The 19,615-nt window shown below is 73.5% G+C and carries 12 protein-coding genes and 1 pseudogene; 7 read left to right on the top strand and 6 right to left on the bottom strand.

Annotation, left to right across the window (positions count from 1 at the left end; translation table 11 throughout):
* Nucleotides 1–73 precede the first annotated feature (73 nt).
* Entirely contained in the window at nt 74–2,017 is a 1,944-nt protein-coding gene (locus ACIBAG_RS00075) for a glycosyltransferase (protein ID WP_399099154.1), read from the top strand.
* 4 nt (nt 2,018–2,021) lie between these two features.
* Nucleotides 2,022–2,627, top strand: coding sequence for a dTDP-4-dehydrorhamnose 3,5-epimerase (rfbC, locus tag ACIBAG_RS00080; RefSeq protein ID WP_399099156.1), 606 nt, complete (start codon nt 2,022–2,024; stop codon nt 2,625–2,627).
* A 10-nt stretch (nt 2,628–2,637) separates the two neighbouring features.
* Here the strand turns inward: rfbC and ACIBAG_RS00085 are convergent, their stop codons facing one another.
* From ACIBAG_RS00085 to ACIBAG_RS00105, 5 genes are all read right to left on the bottom strand, one after another.
* The gene (locus ACIBAG_RS00085; RefSeq protein WP_399099158.1) at nt 2,638–3,441 is read right to left on the bottom strand and encodes a class I SAM-dependent methyltransferase; all 804 of its coding nucleotides are present in this window, start codon (nt 3,439–3,441) and stop codon (nt 2,638–2,640) included.
* Entirely contained in the window at nt 3,428–4,309 is an 882-nt protein-coding gene (rfbD, locus tag ACIBAG_RS00090; protein WP_399099160.1) for a dTDP-4-dehydrorhamnose reductase, read from the bottom strand. The genes ACIBAG_RS00085 and rfbD overlap by 14 nt, the downstream gene beginning before the upstream one ends.
* Nucleotides 4,306–5,295 (bottom strand): dTDP-glucose 4,6-dehydratase, encoded by a 990-nt coding sequence (gene rfbB / locus ACIBAG_RS00095; protein ID WP_399099162.1) that lies wholly within the window; start codon nt 5,293–5,295, stop codon nt 4,306–4,308. Before rfbB ends, rfbD begins: the two co-directional genes overlap by 4 nt.
* On the bottom strand, nt 5,292–6,359 hold the full coding sequence (locus ACIBAG_RS00100) for a glucose-1-phosphate thymidylyltransferase (protein WP_399099164.1): 1,068 nt from the start codon (nt 6,357–6,359) through the stop codon (nt 5,292–5,294). Before ACIBAG_RS00100 ends, rfbB begins: the two co-directional genes overlap by 4 nt.
* A gap of 95 nt (nt 6,360–6,454) precedes the next feature.
* Nucleotides 6,455–8,908, bottom strand: a complete 2,454-nt coding sequence (locus ACIBAG_RS00105) for a SpoIIE family protein phosphatase (RefSeq protein WP_399099166.1) — start codon at nt 8,906–8,908, stop codon at nt 6,455–6,457.
* 186 nt (nt 8,909–9,094) lie between these two features.
* Between ACIBAG_RS00105 and lanKC the strand changes: the two genes are divergently transcribed.
* The 4 genes from lanKC (at nt 9,095) to ACIBAG_RS00125 (ending at nt 16,157) form a co-directional block, all read left to right on the top strand.
* Nucleotides 9,095–11,704 carry a class III lanthionine synthetase LanKC gene (gene lanKC, locus ACIBAG_RS00110; protein WP_399099168.1) on the top strand — a complete coding sequence of 870 codons (2,610 nt, stop codon included), beginning with the start codon at nt 9,095–9,097 and terminating at the stop codon, nt 11,702–11,704.
* 58 nt (nt 11,705–11,762) lie between these two features.
* Nucleotides 11,763–11,879: a SapB/AmfS family lanthipeptide gene (locus ACIBAG_RS00115; protein ID WP_031487093.1), complete on the top strand. Its 117-nt coding sequence runs from the start codon at nt 11,763–11,765 to the stop codon at nt 11,877–11,879.
* Between the two features lie 91 nt (nt 11,880–11,970).
* Entirely contained in the window at nt 11,971–13,662 is a 1,692-nt protein-coding gene (locus ACIBAG_RS00120) for an ABC transporter ATP-binding protein (RefSeq protein WP_399099171.1), read from the top strand.
* Between the two features lie 131 nt (nt 13,663–13,793).
* A complete protein-coding gene (locus tag ACIBAG_RS00125) occupies nt 13,794–16,157 on the top strand; it encodes an ATP-binding cassette domain-containing protein (RefSeq protein ID WP_399099173.1) in 2,364 nt (787 codons plus the stop codon).
* Here ACIBAG_RS00125 and ACIBAG_RS00130 read toward each other — a convergent pair.
* A pseudogene (locus ACIBAG_RS00130) lies at nt 16,080–16,631 on the bottom strand (LuxR C-terminal-related transcriptional regulator); the annotation flags it as partial. The gene ACIBAG_RS00125 and the pseudogene ACIBAG_RS00130 sit on opposite strands and share 78 nt — an antisense overlap.
* Nucleotides 16,632–17,333: 702 nt before the next feature.
* Between ACIBAG_RS00130 and ACIBAG_RS00135 the strand changes: the two are divergent.
* Nucleotides 17,334–19,487 carry a SpoIIE family protein phosphatase gene (locus ACIBAG_RS00135; RefSeq protein ID WP_399099175.1) on the top strand — a complete coding sequence of 718 codons (2,154 nt, stop codon included), beginning with the start codon at nt 17,334–17,336 and terminating at the stop codon, nt 19,485–19,487.
* Nucleotides 19,488–19,615 lie beyond the last annotated feature (128 nt).

The following is a 19,615-nucleotide window of genomic DNA, read 5'->3' on the forward strand; positions in this document are numbered from 1 at the left end:
ACGGTTAGGATTTGGCCACGAGCGCCAGAATCTGACGTTAACGCACAGCGACCCCTAGGGGGCTCGGGCCCGGATGCCGGTCAAGGTCAGCGTCGTCGTCCCCGTGTACAACCCGGGGGTCTATATCGAGGACTGCATCGCCTCGCTGCTCAGACAGTCGCTGCCGCCGGACGAGTACGAAGTGATCTTCGTCGACGACGGCTCCACCGACGGCACCCCCGGCCGGCTCGACGCGCTCGCCGCAGCGGAGGCCCGGGTGACCGTCGTCCACCAGGAGAACTCCGGCTGGTCGGGCAAGCCCCGCAACGTCGGTGTCGCCGCCGCCCGGGGCGAGTACGTGATGTTCGTCGACAACGACGACTACCTCGGCGACGAGGCCCTGGAGCGGATGTACGACTACGGTGTGGCCAACGCCGCCGATGTCGTGGTCGGCAAGATGGCCGGCAAGGGCCGCGGGGTGCCGGTGGAGCTGTTCCGCCGCAACCACCCGCGCGCCACCGTCGAGAACGCGCCGCTGATCGACAGCCTCACCCCGCACAAGATGTTCCGCCGTGCCTTCCTCGACGCCATCGGCCTGCGCTTCCCCGAGGGCAGGCGGCGCCTGGAGGACCACGTCTTCGTCACCGAGGCGTATCTGCGCGCGAGCAACGTCTGCGTGCTCAGCGACTACGTCTGCTACTACCACGTACGCCGCGACGACGCCTCGAACGCCGGATTCCAGCGCTTCGACCCCGGCGGCTACTTCAAGAACCTCCGGGAGGCCCTGGACGTCGTCGAGCGCTACACCGAGCCGGGCCCGCTGCGCGACCGGCTGCTGCGGCGGTGGCTGCGGGTGGAGATGGTCGAGCGGATGCGCGGGCGGCGTTTCCTCACCATGCCGGCGGACTGGCGCCGGGAGCTGTTCGAGGAGATGCACCAGGTTGTCGTGGAGCGCTTCGGCCCCGGCGTGGCGGCCGGCCTGCAGCCGACGCAGCAGGTCGTGGCGGCGCTGATCGCGGCGGACCGGTACGACGACGTCGAGGCCTTCGCCGAGTGGGAGGCCGGCGTCGCCCTCAGGGCCGTCCCCGTGGCCGTGGTATGGCAGGACGGCACGCTGCGGGTCGGGTTCAGCGCCGAGTACGCGTCCGCCGGTGAGCCGATGACCTTCGCCGCCGGGACGGACCGTACGCCGCTCGACGGCCCGCCCGAGGACCTCGCGGCGGCCATCGCCTGGGTGGGCGCCGACACGGTGGCCCGGTTCGGCAAGGCCACCGCGGACCTGCTGCTGCGCGAGCGCGCCAGTGCCGCCCAGTACTTCCAGCCGGTGGAGTTCACCCGGGAGGAGGTACCGGCCGGCAACGGTCGGGTCCGCCTGGTGCTGCGCGCGACCGCCGCCGTGGACCCGGCCACGCTCCCCCACGCCGGCCTGTGGGACTCCTTCGTCCGCGTCAAGCTGGGCGGCTGGACGAAGGAGTGCCGCCTGGGCCCCGCCCCCCGCGAGGACGGCCCCGCCCCCTACGCCGGGGTGGTCGGCGGTCATGTGGTCCTGCCGTACTGGACGTCATCACAGGCCAACCTCGCCGTGGACGTCGACCGCGCGACCCACCGCGTCGGCCTGGGTGCCCTCGCACCGGACGACATCACCCTCTCCGGCGACCGGCTGAGCGCCCCGCTCCCCCTGCACGTCCCCGCCGCCGGCACCGGGGCGACGCTCCGGCTCACCGCGTCCGGCACCGCTCACGACGTGCCCGCCACGCTGTCCCCGCACGGCCCCGGAGCGCTGCTGGAAGCCACGCTGCCGCTGGGCGACCTGCGCGGGGCGACCTGGCGGGCGGCACTCGGCACGCCCGGGCCGCGCTTCCTCACCCTGCCGTTCGCCCTGCGCGCGGGGGTCGGCGGAGTGCGTGTGGTGCGGGCCCGCCGGGCGAGCGCACTGCGCCGGCTGGTCCGCAGGGTGCGGCGCCGGCTGGGTACGGCCCTGGGCCGGACGGCGACCCGGCTCAAGACCCGGGCCCGGGCTCGGACCCACAGGAGGTGACGGCATGCGATCCCTCGGCATCGAGGGTGCCTGGGCGCTGGAGCCCAAGGTCTTCCCGGACGACCGGGGCAGCTTCCACGAGTGGTACCGGGGCGAGGAGTTCCGTGAGGCCACCGGCTACGACCTGCGCCTGGCCCAGGCCAACTGCTCGGTCTCCCGGTGGGGCGTGCTGCGCGGCGTGCACTTCTCGGACCTGCCGCCCGGCCAGGCCAAGTACGTGACCTGTCTGCGCGGCGCCGTCCTCGACGTCGTCGTCGACATCCGCGTGGGCTCCCCCACCTTCGGCCGCTGGGAGGCACTGCGCCTGGACGACGCCGGCCATCACGCCCTGTTCCTCGCGGAGGGCCTCGGCCACGCGTTCATGGCCCTCACCGACGACGCCACGGTGGCCTATCTGTGCTCGACGGGCTACGCGCCGGAGCGCGAGCACGGGGTGCATCCGCTGGACCCGGAGCTGGGCATCGCCTGGCCCGAGCACATCACGCCCGTGCTGTCACCCAAGGACGCCCGGGCACCGTCGCTGGCGGAGGCGCGAGAGGCCGGGCTGCTGCCGTCGTACGAGGCCTGCGCCGCCCACTACGGACAGTTGCGCGCAGGGGGGAACGACTAGCCGGCCGCGACTAACCGGCCGCGGCCACCCCCTGGATCGCCGTGCGCAACGGCTCCCACCCACGGGACCGCCCGACCCCCCGCCTCCGCGCCCGCGCCAGCGGCCTCCAGAAGCTCGCCCCGAGCAGCGTCTCCGGCGGGACCGCCGCGGCCCGCTCCAGGACGGTCTCCGGCACCTTCTGCGGATCGGGCACCTGGTACTCGGCGACGATCTCGTCGTACCGATCCCGCAGGACCCTGTTGCGGGGGTCGGCGCCGAACACCACGAGCTGCCCCGTCGGCTGCGTGTCGACGGGAACGGTCACCAGATCGGGGCGATGACGGCCCAGGATCTCGGCGATCTTGTACACGTCCCCGGTCCACGGCCCGGTGTGCCGGTCCCGCGCCGCCTCGTCGACGTTGCGCGGCAGCATGTCGTCGAACACGATGACACTCGTCCAGTCGGAGTGCCGCTCGATGTTCATGAAGTCCCGCAGCGCGTACTCGAACAAGTGCATGCCGTCGATGAACGACAGGTCGAGGACCGTGCGCCGCCAGTACCCGAGCGGACTGCGCCCGCGGCGCAGGTTGCGCAGTGGATGACGGCCGCCCTTGAGGTGGATCAGCGGATTGTCGCGGGCGAAGAAGTCGTCGCTGGTGGCCTTGACGAGGTGGACGTCGCAGCGGATCTCCGTGACGACCTTGAAGGCGGGGTCGACGGCGATGGTGGGGACGCGGGAGAGCCGGAGGCTTCGGCCGTCGTTGACGCCGATCTCCAGGTAGTTGCGGTTGCCGCTGACCTTGTGCAGTTCCCTGAGGAACTCATGGCGTTTCACGAAGGGTCTCCTTGCGGATCCGGGGCAGTGCTTCGTGCAGGGCGGCGCGCCAGTCGCGCGGTGGCGGGAAGCCGAGCCGCTGCCGGCGGCCGTGCGCGAGGACGCTGTACGCGGGGCGGGGCGCGGGGCGGGGAAAGGCCTCGCTGGTGACGGGGCGCACCCGGTCGGGGTCGGCGCCGAGGAGCCGGAACACCTCGCGGGCCAGGTCGTACCAGGTGGCCTCGCCGGAGTTGGTGGCGTGCAGGACGCCGGTCACCTCATGGCCGACGCGCGGGCCGAGGTCGGCGACGAGCGCGGCGACGTCGGCGCTCCATGTGGGCTGGCCGCGTTGGTCGTTCACGACGTCCACGGTGGCGCGGCGGGCCTCGAGCCCGATCATCGTGCGGACGAAACTCCGGCCGTGGACGCCGTAGAGCCAGGCCGTGCGCACCACCGCGCTCGCGGCCGGGAGTTCGTCCAGCACCCCCCGCTCACCTGTCAGTTTGGTGCGGCCGTAGGCGGTGCGGGGGCCGGGAGGATCGTGTTCGGAGTAGGGGGTTCGGGCGTCCCCGGCGAAGACGTAGTCGGTGGAGACATGGATCAGCCGGGTGTCGTACGCCGCACAGGCCCGGGCCAGCAGACGCGGACCGTCGCCGTTGACCCGCAGGGCCCGCCCCTCGTCGGTCTCGGCGTCGTCGACGGCCGTGTACGCCGCGCAGTTGACGACCACCTCGGGGCGGTGGGCGGCGATGACGCGATCGACGGCTTCGGGGCTGGTGATGTCGAGGGCGGCATGGTCGAGGCCGGTCACCTGCTCGCCGCGGCCGAGGAGCTCCTCGACCACGTCACGGCCGAGCATGCCGCCCGCTCCGGTGACCAGCCACCTCATCCGTGCTCCTCACCGACGCGGCGCTTGAGGGGTTCCCACCAGTCGCGGTGGTCGCGGTACCAGTCGACGGTGGCGGCGAGGCCCGACGCGAAGTCGTGGCGGGGCCGGTAGCCGAGTTCCGTGCGGGACTTGGTCCAGTCGACGGAGTAGCGCAGGTCGTGGCCCTTGCGGTCCGCGACGTGCTCCACCCGGTCCCAGTCGGCGCCGCAGGCCTTCAGCAGCAGGGCGGTGAGGTCCTTGTTGCTCAGCTCCGTGCCGCCGCCGATGTTGTAGACCTCGCCGGGGCGGCCTTTGGTGCGGACGAGTTCGACGCCGTGGCAGTGGTCGTCGACGTGCAGCCAGTCGCGGACGTTGAGGCCGTCGCCGTAGAGGGGCACCCGCTCGCCGTCGAGGAGGTTGGTGATGAACAACGGGACGACCTTCTCGGGGAACTGGTGCGGGCCGTAGTTGTTGGAGCAGCGCGTGACGCGCACGTCCAGGCCGTGGGTGCGGTGGTAGGCAAGGGCGAGCAGGTCGGAGGAGGCCTTGGAGGCGGAGTACGGCGAGCTGGGGCTCAGGGGATGCTCCTCGGTCGCCGAGCCGGTCGCGACGGAGCCGTACACCTCGTCCGTCGATATGTGCACGAAGGGTTCGACGCCGTAGCGCAGGGCCGCGTCCAGCAGGGTCTGGGTGCCGACGACGTTGGTGAGGACGAAGTCGCCGGCGCCGGCTATGGAGCGGTCCACATGGGACTCGGCGGCGAAGTGCACGACCTGGTCGGCCTCGGCCATCAGCTTGTCGACCAGTTCGGTGTCCCGGATGTCCCCGCGCACGAACTCCAGGCGGGGGTGGCCGAGTTCGAGGTTGTCCAGGGTGCCGGCGTAGGTGAGCTTGTCCAGCACCGTGATCCGCGGCGCGTCGGGCGCGCCGGGTGCATCGCGGGCGAGCAGTGTGCGGACGTACGTCGAGCCGATGAAGCCGGCGGCGCCGGTGACGAGGAGGTTCATGTGTGGATCTGCACCTTGCTGTGGTCTCCGAGGACGAGGCGGTGGGCGCTGGGGACGCCGGGCGCCGGGGTGACCTCCACGTGCCGCCCGATGAGCGAGGACTCGATCCGGCCCACGCCGTCGATGGAGGCGTCCCGCAGCACGATGGAGAACTCCAACTCGCTGTCGGTGATACGGCAGTTCTCCGCGATGGAGGTGAAGGGGCCGACGTAGGAGTCCGCCACGACGGTGCCGGCGCCGACGACGGCGGGGCCGACGATGCGCGAGTTGACGATGCGCGCCCCCTCCTCGACGACGACCCGTCCGACGGTCTCCGAGGCGTCGTCGACGTCACCGTCGATGCGGCGCGCGAGGCCTTCCAGGACGGTCCGGTTCACCTCCAGCATGTCGGCGACGTTCCCGGTGTCCTTCCAGTAGCCCTTGATGACCGTGCAGCGCACGTCGGCGCGGGAGTCGATCAGGTGCTGGATGGCGTGGGTGATCTCCAACTCGCCGCGCCGGGACGGCGTGATGGCGCGGACCGCTTCGTGGATCACCGGTGTGAACAGGTAGACGCCGACCAGGGCGAGGTCGCTCCTGGGGTGCTCCGGTTTCTCCTCCAGGCCGATGACCTGGCCGAGGTCGTCGAGTTCGGCGACGCCGAAGGCGCGCGGGTCCTGGACTCGGGTGAGCAGGATCTGCGCGTCGGGGCGGTTGGCGCGGAACTCGTCGACGAGGTCGGTGATTCCGCCGACGATGAAGTTGTCGCCGAGGTACATCACGAAGTCGTCGTCGCCGAGGTAGTCGCGGGCGATGAGGACGGCGTGGGCGAGTCCCAGCGGGCGTTCCTGCGGGATGTAGGTGATGTCCAGACCGAATCCGGTGCCGTCGCCGACGGCGTCCTGGATCTCCGCGGCGGTGTCGCCGACGATCATGCCGACCTCGGTGATGCCGGCCTCGGCGATGGATTCCAGACCGTAGAAGAGCACGGCCTTGTTGGCCACCGGCACCAGTTGTTTGGCCGAAGTGTGCGTGATCGGCCGCAGGCGTGTCCCGGCGCCGCCGGACAGCACGAGAGCCTTCATCTGCTTCACCATAGCCCGGATCCCGCCGATTTGAGGGGGCCGGGATTGGCTTGTTCGTCACTGCCGTGCCCCCGGGCGTTCACCGGAATCCGGCGTCACCCAGCCAACGCGATCTCGCTCCACACCTGTTTTCCGCCACTGACCGGCACCGTTCCCCAGGCCGCCGACACGGCCTCGACCAGGAGGACGCCGCGGCCGCCGGTGGCCTCCCAGCTGATGCTGGTGGGTTTGACCGGGGTGCGGGGTGAGGCGTCGGTGACGGCGACGCGCATGCGGTGGTTGACGAGGGTGAGGTCGAGGCGGACCCGGCCGTCGGTGTGCACGAGGGCGTTGGTGACGAGTTCGGAGACGACGAGCAGTACGGCGTCCATGTCCCGCGGCGGCACGCCCCAGGCGCGCAGGGTGCGCCGGGTGAAGCGGCGGGCGTGACCGACGGCCTGCGGGACGCGCCAGACCGTCCAGGTCTCGCGCAGCGGGCGCACGGCCATGCCGTCGTAGCGCATGAGGAGCAGGGCGATGTCGTCGCTGCGGCGCGCGCCCACGAGCAGGGCGTCGGCGACGAGGCCGAGACGGGCGGGGTCGGAGCGGGCGAGTTCGTCGGCGAGCCGGTCCATGCCGGTGTCGATGTCGGCGTCGGCGGACTCGACGAGGCCGTCGGTGGTGAGGGCGATGACCGTGCCGGGCCGCAGCCGCAGCGGGCTCATCGGGAAGTCGGCCTCCCGCAGCACGCCGAGCGGCGGGCCGCCCTCCGCCTCGGCGATCTCGATGCTGCCGTCCGGGTGGCGCAGCACGGGCGGGAGGTGTCCGGCGCGCACGCACCAGGCGGAGCCCTCCTCCAGATCGACGTCAACGTAGGCACAGGTCGCGAAGAGGTCGGTCTCCATGTCCATCAGGAGGCGGTTGGCATGGTGGACGACGACGTCCGGCGGGTGTCCTTCGGCGGCGTAGGCGCGCAGGGCGGTGCGCATCTGGCCCATGAGGGTGGCGGCGGCCGCGCTGTGCCCCTGGACGTCGCCGATGACGAGGGCGACGTGGTTGTCGGGCAGCGGGATCACGTCGTACCAGTCGCCGCCGACCTCCAGGCCGGCCGTGGTCGGCAGATAGCGGGCGACGGCCTCGGCGCCGGGCAGCCGGGGCAGGCGGCGCGGCAGCAGCTGGCGCTGGAGCATGCCGACGAGTTCGTGCTCGGCGTCGAAGGCGTGAGCGCGCAGCAGGGCCTGGCCGGCGAGGCCGGCGGAGGCGGTGAGCAGGGCGCGCTCGTCCGGGCCGAACTCGTGCGGGGCGTCCCAGCCGATCAGGCAGGCCCCGGCCATCCGGCCCCCGGCGGGCAGCGGCAGCACGGCAAGGCCGCCGGGGCCGACATCGGCGAGGGCGGGCTCCAGCGGGGTGCCGGCCGGCCAGATCCGGGCGCGGCCCTCGCGCAGGGCGGCGGCGAGGGTGGGCATGGCGCGCACGGGGGCGTCGGGCCATTCGGTACGCCACTCCAGGCGCCACAGCTCGGGCCAGGACTCGGGTTCGGGCGGGTCGAGGACGGTGACGACGAGCCGGTCGTTCTCCAGCTCGGCCAGCGCGATGCGGTCGGCGCGCAGCGGCTTGCGCAGGGCGGTGACCACGGCGTGGCTGACGTCGCGGACGGTGCCGGCGGTGGCGAGGGCGGCGGCGAGGCGCTGGACTCGGGCCACGTCGGTGATCTCGGGGCGCAGGGTGGAGGCGTCGGCGACGGTGCCGACGAGTCGGGCCGGGCGGCCCTCGCCGCCGGCCACGAGGCGGCCGCGCAGCCTGAGCCACCTGGGCGGGCCGGCCGGCTGCAGGATGCGGAACTCCAGCTCGCGCTCGCCGATGGACATGTGGTCGGCCTCGACGACGGACATCAGCGACGGCAGGTCCTCGGGGACGGTCCGGCCGAGGAGGGTCTCGACCTTGCCGTCGAACTCGGCCGGACCGAGGCCGAACAGGGCCAGGATGTCGTCGCCGACCTCGACGCGGCCGGTGTCCATGGCGAGGCTGAACGCGCCCGCCGCCAGCTCGCCGCCCTCGGCGAACGCAGGCCTGCCGGGGAAGGCGACGGCCTGGGCGATCAGCTCCAGGCACACCCGGTCGTCGGTGCCGAAGCCGCCGGGGCTCTCGGTCACCACGAGCAGACAGCCGCCGCTGTCACCGCGGGCGGGGAGGGCGCCCAAGTGGAAGTCCCGGGTCGGCGCGCGTCGCGACTCCGCGAGGCCGGCGAGCTCCTGCGGGCCGAGCCAGACGGGTCGGCCGGTGCGATGGGCGGTGGCGACCGGCGAGTGTCCGGTCAGGGCGTAGCCGTCGCGCAGGCCGTACAGGGTCCGGGGCACACCGGCGGACTCGGCCAGGCAGAGCAGCTCGCCGTCCTCACTCGGCGTGTACACGGCGGCGAAGGCGGCTCCGCCGAAGACGAGTGCCTGCTCCAGCACCCGGCGCGCCCGCTCGGGCGAGTCCGGCTCGGCAGAAAGCGCCTTCAGGGCGGCCTCGGCACGCGGACGCCTCGTCCTGCGTCCCGCAGCGCCCTCATCGACCACGTCCGCCATTACAGCGCTTGTGGGCCACCTGCGCAGCCCTTGTGACCGTTCGATGGAGCGCTGACCAGTGCCGTGATCGAAACCCTCCGAACATTTCTTGACGCATGCGTTCCGCACGGCCATCTCATGACAGGCATGACTGTCCGTGCCCGCCGGCCCGCTGGAAGTCTCGGCGTGGGCCACGGAGGGGGAGGCATGGACAAGCGGTACGAGGTGTACGCGCTCGCCGACCGGCATTTCTACGAGTCGCCGGAGCGCGTGCCCGCGGGCACGCGGGACGCCGAGCGCGGCTACGAGCGCCTGTACGAGGCGGCGCGGCGCGCTGTCCCGGAGGGCTGGGACGCGGCGCGGATCGGTGACTGGCTGGCGCTCACGCCGCTCGGCGCGGACGGTGCGCCCGTGCCCGGCCCGGCCCAGGGGTGGAAGATCCACGCCTCGGCCACCCGGGCGAACGCGGAGCGGATCGCGGCGATCGTGTGGGACTACTGCGTGCCCCGCCGCATCTCCTTCAAGTTCGTGCCGGGCCCACATCTGCTGCACCTGCGCAACACCAAGTACGCCGCACGTGACACCAGCGGGAAGTTCGTCACGATCTACCCGGCCGACGAGGAGCAGCTGCACACCGTGCTGCGCGAGCTCGGCCGGCTCCTGGAGGGCTTCGAGGGGCCGTACATCCTCACCGATCTGCGGTGGCACGACGGCCCGCTCTACGTCCGCTACGGCGCTTTCGCGCGCACCTTCGTCGTCGACGAGCGCGGCTCGCTCGTGCCGGCGGTGCTGGACGGCGAGGGCAAGCGGGTGCCGGACCGGCGGGCGCCGTCCTTCCAGGTGCCGGAGTGGGTGACGCTGCCGGCCTTCCTGGAGCCGCATCTGGCGGCGCGCAACACCACGACGGTGGGCGAACTGCCGTACCGCATCGAGAAGGCGCTGCACTTCTCCAACGGCGGCGGCGTGTACGCGGGCACCGACACGCGGGACGGGCGCCGGGTCGTGCTGAAGGAGGGGCGGCCGCACGCGGGGCTGGCCGCCGACGGGGCGGACGCCGTCGCACGGCTGGAGCGGGAGAAGGCCGCGCTGGAGCAGGTCGCGGGGACGGGAGTCGTGCCGGAGGTGCGGGACTGGTTCACGCTCGGCGACCACCGGTTCCTCGTCATGGACTTCCTTCAGGGCCGCCCGCTGAACTCGTTCTTCGCCGAGCGGCATCCGCTGCTCACCCCGGACCCCGATCCGGAGGCGGTGGCCGAGTACACGGCGTGGGCGGTGCGCATCCACGGGGCGGTGGAGCGGGCGGTGGAGGCGGTGCACGCGCGCGGGATCGCCTTCAACGACCTGCACGTCTTCAACATCATGGTCGCCCCCGACGAGGAGTCGGTGTCCCTGCTCGACTTCGAGGCGGCGGCGCCGATCTGCGAGCAGGGCCGCCAGGTGGTCGCCCATCCGGGCTTCTTCGCCCCGCCGGACCGCACCGGTGCCGACGTGGACCGCTATGCGCTGGCGTGTCTGCGGCTCGCCCTGTTCCTGCCGGTGACCACGCTGTTCGTGGTCGACCGTGGGAAGGCGGCCCACCTCGCCGAGGTGATCTCGGGTGAATTCCCCGACGTGCCCCGGGCGTTCCTGGACGAGGCGGTCGCGGAGATCACGCGGGGCGCCCCGGTGCGCGCACCGTCGTACGTGGAGCCCGGGGACTGGCCGTACAGCCGCGACTCCATGGTCAAGGCGCTCCTCGCCTCGGCGACCCCGGAGCGCGAGGACCGGCTCTTCCCCGGTGACATCACGCAGTTCTCCGAGGGCGGCGGCCTCGGTCTGGCGCACGGTGCGGCGGGGGTGCTGTACACGCTGGACGCGGTCGGCGCCGAGCGCTACGAAGAGGGCGAACGCTGGCTCCTGGCCCGCACCGCACCGCCGCCGACGGGCACACCGCTCGGGCTGTACGACGGTCTCGCGGGCGTCGCCCACGTCCTGGACCGGCTCGGTCACCGGCAACGCGCCCTCGACCTGGTGGAGGGAATCCTCCAGGAGCGGTGGCAGAACCTGTCCTCCGACCTGCACGGCGGACTGGCCGGACTGGGCCTGGTCCTCGGCGAGTTGGCGCACACGACCGGTGAGACGATCTTGCGGGACCGGGCCGCCGAGGTCGCCGACATCCTCGTACGACGACTCGCGCAGCCGCTTCCGGACACGCCCCGGCGGCGCCGGGCCGGGCTGCTGCGGGGGGCGAGCGGCCCCGCGCTGTTCCTGCTGCGTCAGTACGAACGGGCCGGCGAGCCGGGACTGTTGACGGCGGCCGGGGTGGCGCTGCGCCGGGACTTGGACTGCTGCGTGACGCACCCGAGCGGCTCGTTGGAGGTCGACGAGGGCTGGCGGACGATGCCCTACCTCGGTGACGGGAGCGCGGGCATCGGGATGGTCCTGGACGACTACCTCGCCCACGGCGACGACCCCGACGGCGAGTTCGCTCGGGCCCGCGCCGGAATCCTCACCGCCGCCACGAGCCGTTTCTATGTGCAGCCCGGCCTGTTCCAGGGCCGTGCCGGGATGATCCTGCATCTGGCCCGTACCGACGCGCCCGGAGCGACCGCCGAGCGGCTCGCCGGGCAGATCGCGGGCCTCGGCTGGTTCGCGATGGACTACCAGGGCCAACTGGCCTTCCCCGGCCACCAGATGATGCGGCTGTCGATGGACCTGGGCACCGGAACGGCAGGGTGCCTGCTCGCGCTCGGCGCGGCCCTCGACGACACGGCCACCGCCCAGCTGCCGTTCCTGCCGCCGCTCGGGCGGCCCCCACAGCGCGGTTCCGCGACTTGACGGAGCCGTGACCCAACCCCGTCCCCACGGGTGGACGACAACGAAGGAAGGAAACATCATGGCACTTCTCGACCTGCAGGCGATGGAGTCCGAGGACCGCACCGAGGGCGGCGGCGCCAGCACCCTCAGCCTGCTGTCCTGCGTCAGCGCGGCGAGCCTGACGCTCTGTCTCTGACCAGCGCCGTGCGTCCAAGGCCCCGGGCGGTCCGCTCCCGCGAGGGAGGGGCCGCCCGGGGTCCGGCACGGACCGGAGAGGCCGCAGCCGTATGACGGAAGCCTTCAGGACGCTCCCCGGACCGCTCGGCCCGGCACCCGTGCGCACCGTGGCCCTGTGCCTGGTGAGCACGGCCGCGACCGGCGCCGGCCTGCTGCTGCCCGCCGCGCTGGGCCACACCCTGGACCTGCTGCTGAGCCGGGCCCCGGCGACCCACTGGGTGCTGTACTGCGCCGGGATCGTCCTGCTGCTCGCCCTGCTCGACGCGTGCGAGACCGTGCTGCACGGCACGCTGGACGCCCGCACCACCGCCTGGCTGCGCCGCCGCCTGACCCGGCACGTCCTGGCCGTGGGCCCGCGCGCCGCCGCCCGCTTCGGCCCCGGAGACCTCGTCGCCCGCCTCGTCGGCAACGCCGCCCAGGCCGGCACGGCACCGACCGCCCGCGCGGCCCTCCTCGCCGCGCTCGCCGGACCGGTCGGCGGCGTCGCGGCCCTCGCCCTGATCGACCCGTGGCTGGCGGCCGTGCTGCTGGCCGGAGCGCCTGTACTGGCTCTGCTGCTGCGCGCCCTCGCCCGCGACACCAGGGACTGCGTGGCGCGCTACCAGAAGGCGCAGGGGCGGATCGCGCGGGCGCTCGCGGAAGCGGTTCGCGGGCACCGCACCATCGAGGCGGCGGGTGCGGCCGGCCGGGAGACGGCCCGGATCCTGCGTCCGCTGCCCGAACTGTCCGAGGCCGGGCACCGCATGTGGCGGGTGCAGGGGCGGGCCGCGGGCCGTTCGGTGGCCGTGGCCCCGCTGCTCCAGCTCGGCGTCGTCGCCGTGGCCGGGGTCCTGCTGGCCCGGCACCGGCTGACGGTGGGCGAGGTGCTCGCGGCCTCCCGGTACGCGGTCCTCGCCACCGGGGTCGGCGTGCTGGTCGGACAGCTGGCCGGGCTGGCCCGGGCCCGTGCGGCCGCGGAACGCCTCCACGAGGTCCTCGCGGAGCCCGTCCCCGGCTACGGCGAGCGCGGGCTTCCCCCGGGTCCGGGCCGGCTGGAGCTGCGCGGGGTGACCGCCCGGCGCAGCGGGCGTGCCGTGCTCGACGGCGTCGACCTCGTCGTGCCGGGCGGGACGACGCTGGCCGTCGTGGGCCGCTCGGGCGCCGGCAAGTCGCTGCTCGCAGCGGTCGCCGGACGGCTGGCCGAGCCGGACACCGGAGAGGTGCTGCTCGACGGCGTGCCGTTGCGCGACCTCACCCACGACGCGTTGCGCCGGGCCGTGGGCCACGCCTTCGAGCGCCCCGCCCTGCTGGGCGGCACGGTCGAGGAGGAGATCGGCCTCGCGCTGTCGTACCCCTCCCCCGCCCGCGTCCGGGAGGCTGCCCGCACGGCCCACGCGGACGACTTCGTGCGCCGCCTGCCCCAGGGCTACGCCACCCCCGTCTCCGCCGCCCCGCGCTCCGGCGGGGAGTCCCAACGCCTCGGCCTCGCCCGGGCATTCGCCCACGGCGGCCGCCTGCTGATCCTCGACGACGCCCTCTCCAGTCTCGACACGGTGACCGAGGCCCGCATCACGACGGCCCTGGTGAACGGCGGCGAGCACGACGGCACCCGACTCCTGATCGCCCACCGCGCCACGACGGCCGCCCGCGCGGACGCGGTGGCCTGGCTGGACGGGGGTCGGGTGCGGGCGGTGGGGCGGCACGAGGAGCTCTGGGGGATCCCGGAGTACCGGGCGGTGTTCGCGGGTGAGGAGGGGGCGTGACCGAGGGCGCCGGTCGACGCGTTGGTGGACGGGGAACGGACATGACGGCGGGCGCCCGTCGACGCCTTCGCGCGCAGGAAACGGAGATGCCCCAAGACGCCCGACAACGCGTTCGCGCACGGGAAACTGACATGACCGAAAGCGACCACCGCCGTGTTCCGGGGCAGAGTCCGGACAGGGCCGAGGGTGTCCGCCGGCGTGGCCTCCGCTTTCTGTGGGACCGGTGGCGGGTCGTGCTGCGGCTCGGGGGCTGGTCGGTTCTGGAGACCGGACAGACCTTTCTCACCGGATTCGCGCTCGCCCGTGGCCTGGACGAGGGGTTCCTGGCCGGGCGGCCCGGGAGCGGACTCGCCTGGCTCGGCGTGGCCGGACTGGCGGTGCTCGTCGGGGCGTACGGCACCGTGCGGGTGTACGACGCGGTCGCCGCGCTGACCGAACCGCTCCGGGACCGCCTGGTCACACGGGTCGTCTCACGCGGGGTGCGGGAGGGGGACGCCGGGGCGCTGTCCGGGCTGACCCAGCAGGTCGAGATCGCGCGGGACACCTTCGCCGGGCTGGTGATGGTGTCGCGTTCGTTCGTGTTCACCGCGGTCGGCGCGGTCGTGGGCCTGTTGTCCCTCGATCCGCTGCTCCTCCTCGTCGTCGGGCCTCCGCTGGCCGCGGGGCTGGGCCTGTTCGCGGTGACGCTGCGACCGCTGGCCCGCCGGCAGGAGGCGTTCCTCGCCGCCGACGAGGAGCTGGCCGACCGGCTGGGTGCCGTCTGCCCGGGCCTGCGGGACATCACGGCGGCCGGGGCGGAGGAACGGGTCGCCGCCGGCACGCGGACCCGCGTCGACGCCGAGCAGCGGGCCGCCGACGCCCTCGCCCGCTGGGGGGTCCTGCGCGTGGTGTCGCTTGCGCTCGGTGGCCGGCTCCCGATCGTGCTGCTCCTCGCCTGCGCACCCTGGCTCCTCGACCACGGCGTCACGGCCGGCGCGCTGGTGGGTGCCCTCGCCTACGTGACCCAGTCGCTGCTGCCGGCCCTGCACAACCTGGTGCACGGGCTGGGCACGAGTGGGTCGCGGCTGGTGGTGGTGTTGCGGCGGGTGATGCGGGAAGCATCCTGCGAAGGCGAGGCCCGGACAGCGGCCGGGGCGGAGGCCGGGCCTGAGGAAGCGACTGAGGCCGAGGCTGCACCCGCCACGAAGCCAGGTGCCGCACTCTTGGCCGAGTCCCAGCGCGGGGCCGAGGCTGAGGCAGGGGCTGGCGCAGACGCCGGGGACGAGGCTGAGGCCACGCCAGGTGCCGAGCCCCTGGCCGAGACCGAGCACAGGGCCGAGGCTGACGCGGAAGCTGGGGCAGAATCCGAGGCCGGTGATGGAAACGAGGCCGGTGCTGGTGCCGAGGCCGGTGCTGGTGCCGAGGCCGGTGCTGGTGCCGGAAAAGGTGCGAGGCACGAGGCGGGAATCTGGTCAGGTGCAGACGCCGGTCCGGAGATGGCGCCCCACACATGTCCCGCCGCCGCACCGCCGGCACCGCGCCCACCCCGACAGGGCCCCGCAGACCAATCGCCCACCCCTCTACTCGACGCCCCCGCAGACGCCACCGCGCACCCCACCCACCCACCCGGCGAACCGTCCGCCCGTCCCGCCCTCTCCCTCACCTCCGTCACCTTCGCCTACGGCCCCTCCGCGACCCCCGTCATCGACGACCTGGACCTCGAACTCCCGACCGGCGCCCATCTGGCTGTCGTGGGGCCGAGCGGCATCGGGAAGTCCACGCTCGCCGCGCTGGTCGCCGGCATGGTGCAGGCGCGCAGCGGTACCGTTCGGCTCTGCGGGCACCCGGTCCCCGGGCCCGAGGCCGCCGCACTGCGGGTGCTGATCCCGCAGGAGGCGTACGTGTTCACCGGCACGCTCGCCGAGAACGTCGGGCTGCTGCGGCAGGCCCCCGTGCCCGAGGCTGAGCTGCTCGGCGCGGCGGAGGCGGTGGGGCTCCTGTCGTTGCTCGAAGCGCTCGGCGGGCCGACCGCGACGATCGATCCGGCGGCGCTCTCGGCGGGCGAGCGGCAGCTGGTCGCCCTCACCCGGGCCTACCTGTCCCGTGCCCCGCTCGCCCTGCTCGACGAGGCGACCTGCCACCTGGACGCGCGGGCCGAGGAACGCGCGGAACAGGCGTTCGCCGACCGGCCGGGCGGCACTCTGGTGGTCGTCGCGCACCGCATCGCCTCGGCCCGCCGCGCCGACCGGGTCCTGGTCATGGACGGCCGACACACGGCGTACGGCACACACGACGAACTCCTGCGCCGCTCGCCGTCGTACCGCGAACTGGTGGGCGGCTGTACGTCCGTTCCGTCACAGCCAGCCCTCGCCCTGCGAGATCCGGATCGCGTCGACGCGGTTGCGGGCACCGGTCTTGCGGGTGATGGCGGCCATGTAATTGCGCACGGTCCCGTGGGACAAATGCAGGCTCCCCGCGATCTCCGCCACCGAGGCGCCCTCGGCGGCGAGGGATAACACGCTCAGCTCCCGCCTGGTCAGCGGCATCTCGGCGGCCTTGAGAAAGCCGAAGCCGAGCGAGTCGTCGACGAAACGTTCCCCCTGGGCGACGCGCCGGATGCCGTGCACGAGTTTCTCCGGCGAGCTCTCCTTGTCGACGTAGCCGAGCGCCCCGGCCTCGGCGGCCCGTTTCAGCAGGCCCGGCCTGTTGGCGCCGACGAGTACGAGCACCGGCGGCGGTGTCCGGCCCGGCTCACGCGCGCAGAGTTCGCCGAGCGGCGGGATGCCGTAGGTGTCCGAGCAGTCGAGGTCGGCCGCGCAGACGTGCGGACGTACGGATCGCAAACGGCTGGGCGCGCTGTGCCACGAGGCGTCGAACACCCCGAGGTCCGGTTCCCGGCGGAGCCACTCCGCCAGGACCGATCTGACCAGACACTCGTCATGCACCAGAAGCACCCGGATCACTGCCCGTCCTTTCGGCTCGCCGTACACCGGTTCCGTGGTGAGGAGCGCGTGCCCAATTGTTCGTGACCGGCACCGCCGCCGGGCGCGAAGAACCGGCCATCAGGTTGCGCGGGGGCGCACGCGCGGCGCCCGTACGCTGGGCCGCGCTTCGAATGCGGGGGCATGGGCCGGGAGGGAGGGGGTACGCGACGGCACTCGCCACGGCACGGGCATCGGTGCGCCGGAGCACGAGTCCCGCACGGGCGCGGCCCGGCGCCCATCGGCGCTCGTGGGGGCACTCCACCGCCTGCTCACCGGAGGCTTCACCGCCCACACGCCCGCATCCCGCCACCCGCTCACCGGGCCCGCACGGCACCGACACCCTCTCCCCACCGCAGGCCGACCGCCCGCCCAGCTCGCAGCCCACCGCAGCCCACCCCCTCCCCCACGGCGTACCAGCCGGCAGGCACCGCAACCACCGCACCTCCGACCACCCCAGCGGCTCACTTGGCCCCCACCGCGCCACCGCTACCCACCGCGCACCAACCCCCGGCCCACGCCACTACCCACCGCGCACCAACTCCGGCCCACCCCACTCACCGCGCACCACCCCCCGGCCCACTCCACACACCCGCACCCCACCCCACCCCCTCGCCGTGCGCGAAGGCCCGTGAGGGGGGAGATTTGAGCCCTGGGGCCCGGCTCGCGTGAGCGGCCCGGGTCGCCTCCGGGACGCGCCCGTGCGAGGAGGTGGTCGGCGTGTCCGACGGGCAGACGTCCGCCCAGGCGCCGGCGGCCGCACGGACGCGGGTCGGCCGGCCACTGCTGTCACTGGCGCTGGCCTCGATGATGGACGAGGTGCACGCGCACTCCGGTGCCGTGTATCTGCTGGCGGCCGACGAGCCCGTACTGGAGATGGCGGTGATGGCGGGCCTGCCGCGGGCGTTCGCGGCGCCGTGGGAGCGGGTCGGGCTGAGCGCGCCGATCCCGGTGGCCGAGGCGGTGCGGGAGCGGCGGCTCGTCTGGGTCGGGGGCGAGGAGGACATGGCGGCGAGGTATCCCCGTATCGCCGTCGTCCTGCCGTATCCGTTCGCGCTCGCCGCGCTGCCCGTGGCCACCGAGTCCACCGCGTACGGCGCGATCTTCGTGACCTGGCCCGGTTCGCATCCCCCGGAGCTGTCGGACCGGGAGCAGGAACATCTGACGGCCGCCTGCCGGCGGCTCGCGGTGCGGCTGGAGCGGGCCATGGAGGACAGCCGCCCGCCGCTGCCCGAGCCCGACCTGGTCGCCGGCCCGACGTTCAGCGGTCCCGCCGGCACGCTCGGCACGGTGGAGGCGGCACGGATGGTGTCGCGGTTGCCGTACGGGCTGTGCTCGCTCGATCTGCACGGCCGGATCAGCTTCGCCAACCCCGCGGTGGCCGAGCTGATCGGCATTCCGGTCAACCGGCTGCTCGGCAACCAGCTGTGGGCGACGGTGCCCTGGCTGAACGACCCGGTGTACGAGGACCGGTACCGGGCCGCGCTGATGAGCCAGCAGACGACGTCCTTCGTGGCGCTGCGCCCGCCCGGGGACTGGCTGTCGTTCCGTATGTATCCGAGCACGACCGGACTGAGTGTGCGCATCAGCCGGGCCCGCGCGGTGGCCGAGATGGGCCGCAGCGGGCCCCGGCCGAACGACGCTCCGGCCCGGCTGGTGACGATCTCCCAGGTGCTGAGCCTGGCCGGTGCGCTCACCGAGGCGGCCGGTGTGCAGGACGTCGTGCAGCTCGTCGCGGACGAGATCGTCCCGGCCGTGGGCAGCCAGGCTCTGGTCGTGCTGGGGTCGCAGGCGGGCCGGCTGCATGTGCTCGGTCACCGCGGCTATCCGGATCCGCGGATCGTGGAGCGGTTCGACGGGATGCCGCTGACCGAGCGGACGCCGGGGACCCACGCCCTCAGCACCGGGGTGCCCGCGTTCTTCGATTCGCAGCAGCAGTTGGAGCGGCTGTATCCGGCGCGGCACGCGACCCCCGACGGCTTCGCGGCCTGGGCGTATCTGCCGCTGATCGCCTCCGGCCGGCCGGTCGGCACATGTGTGTTCGCCTACGCCGAGCCGCATCCTTTCCCGGCGGACGAGCGGGCGGTGCTGACCAGCCTGGGCGGGCTGATCGCGCAGGCGCTGGAGCGGGCCCAGCTGTATGACGCCAAGCACCAGTTGGCGCACGGTCTGCAGGCCGCTCTGCTGCCCCACTCGCTCCCGGAGCTGCCCGGCATCGAGGCGGCCGCGCGCTATCTGCCCGCCACGCAGGGCATGGAGATCGGCGGCGACTTCTACGACCTGGTGCCGACCGAGCAGGGCCTGACGGCGGCGGTGATCGGGGACGTGCAGGGCCACAACGTGACCGCGGCCGGTCTGATGGGCCAGATCCGTACCGCCGTGCGGGCGTACACGACCGTCGGTCAGGCGCCCGAGGAGGTCATGCGCAGCACCAACCGGCTGCTGCTCGACCTCGGTGCGGATCTGTTCGCCAGCTGTCTGTACCTGCGCCTCGATCCGGCGCACGGGCGGGCGGTGATGGCCCGCGCCGGGCATCCGCCGCCGTTGCTGAGACGGCCGGACGGACGGGTGCGGGTGCTCGATCTCGCGGGTGGGCCGCTGCTGGGTATCGACGGCTCGCCCGCCTATCCCACGACGGAGGTCGACCTGGCACCGGGCAGTGTGCTCGTCCTCTACACGGACGGGCTGATCGAGTCCCCCGGCGTGGATATCGAGGACGCGCTCGCCGAGCTGGGCCAGGTGCTCACCACGGCCGGGGAGATTCCGCTGGAACAGCTGGCCGATCTGCTCATCAAGCACAGCTCGTCGTCGATGCGGGAGCGGGTCGACGACGTGGCGCTGCTGTTGCTGCGGGCGCGGGGCTGACGGGTGTCGAGCGGGCGGCGCGGGCGGTCCCGGACACGGAGCGGTCCGGCCCTCCCGCCGGAGGGCCGGACCACGATCGTCCGCATCACTCGGAGTGTGCCCGGATCACTCGGATCCGTAGGGCGGTG

The sequence above is a fragment of the Streptomyces sp. NPDC051243 genome (assembly GCF_044455405.1).
Classification (GTDB): Bacteria; Actinomycetota; Actinomycetes; order Streptomycetales; family Streptomycetaceae; genus Streptomyces.

Excerpts from the sequence above, each read along its gene's own strand:
- lanKC (WP_399099168.1), top strand. The coding sequence starts at position 9,095 with ATGGACAAGCGGTACGAGGTGTACGCGCTCGCCGACCGGCATTTCTAC.
- rfbB (WP_399099162.1), bottom strand. The coding sequence starts at position 5,295 with ATGAACCTCCTCGTCACCGGCGCCGCCGGCTTCATCGGCTCGACGTAC.
- ACIBAG_RS00100 (WP_399099164.1), bottom strand. The coding sequence starts at position 6,359 with ATGAAGGCTCTCGTGCTGTCCGGCGGCGCCGGGACACGCCTGCGGCCG.
- rfbC (WP_399099156.1), top strand. The coding sequence starts at position 2,022 with ATGCGATCCCTCGGCATCGAGGGTGCCTGGGCGCTGGAGCCCAAGGTC.
- ACIBAG_RS00115 (WP_031487093.1), top strand. The coding sequence starts at position 11,763 with ATGGCACTTCTCGACCTGCAGGCGATGGAGTCCGAGGACCGCACCGAG.
- ACIBAG_RS00105 (WP_399099166.1), bottom strand. The coding sequence starts at position 8,908 with ATGGCGGACGTGGTCGATGAGGGCGCTGCGGGACGCAGGACGAGGCGT.
- ACIBAG_RS00125 (WP_399099173.1), top strand. The coding sequence starts at position 13,794 with ATGACCGAAAGCGACCACCGCCGTGTTCCGGGGCAGAGTCCGGACAGG.
- ACIBAG_RS00075 (WP_399099154.1), top strand. The coding sequence starts at position 74 with ATGCCGGTCAAGGTCAGCGTCGTCGTCCCCGTGTACAACCCGGGGGTC.
- rfbD (WP_399099160.1), bottom strand. The coding sequence starts at position 4,309 with ATGAGGTGGCTGGTCACCGGAGCGGGCGGCATGCTCGGCCGTGACGTG.
- ACIBAG_RS00120 (WP_399099171.1), top strand. The coding sequence starts at position 11,971 with ATGACGGAAGCCTTCAGGACGCTCCCCGGACCGCTCGGCCCGGCACCC.